Source organism: Pseudonocardia sp. SID8383 (assembly GCF_009864975.1).
Taxonomy (GTDB): Bacteria; Actinomycetota; Actinomycetes; order Mycobacteriales; family Pseudonocardiaceae; genus Pseudonocardia; species Pseudonocardia alni.
In genome coordinates this window covers 1-560 of record NZ_WWFY01000398.1, presented here as the reverse complement: position 1 = coordinate 560, position 560 = coordinate 1, and the positions used below count along the sequence as shown (strand labels likewise).

The following is a 560-nucleotide window of genomic DNA, read 5'->3' as shown; positions in this document are numbered from 1 at the left end:
GCTGTCGGTCGTGCGCGACGAGGCGTCCGCGCTGCTGCTGGCCGTGCGCGACGACGGCGCCCGCGTGCTGCTCGTGCGTGACGCGCAGCGGCCGCACCTGCTCGCCGCCGCGGTCGCACGGCTGCTGCGCGTCCACGGTGACCGTGTCCCGCGCGTCGAGGCCCTCACCGGCGACGCCCCGACCGAGTACCACGAGGCCGCGTGCACCGCGGCGGCGTCGTTGTGGAGCCGCGAGCCGGTCCCCACCGGCTGACGCGGGACCGCGAAGGAGGCCCCATGTCCGACCCCACGTACCGCTTGCTGCGGGAACTGGCCGGCCGGGTGGACGACGACCTGCTCGCCACCGGACGCGAGCTCGTCGCCGTCGGCGAGGAGGGGCACGCGCTGGAGCTGCTGGTCGCCGAGCTCGTCGCGGGACGGGTGGTGCTGCCGCACGCGGTGCGCTCCGAGCTGGTCGCCGAGGCCGCAGCCCGCCGGGTTCAGCCCGACGCCGACGCCTGCCTGCCGCCCGCCGCGGACGTCGCCACCGGTCCGCACCGGTTCGACGGCGACGGCCCGCC

At 77.9% G+C, this 560-nt stretch carries 1 protein-coding gene and 1 pseudogene; both read left to right on the top strand.

From position 1 onward, the window contains the following. Positions 1-253 (top strand): hypothetical protein (locus GTW08_RS09655; protein ID WP_161151790.1); only part of this gene is annotated, 253 nt, incomplete at its 5' end. A gap of 23 nt (positions 254-276) precedes the next feature. After that, a pseudogene (locus GTW08_RS09650) lies at positions 277-560 on the top strand (hypothetical protein); the annotation flags it as partial.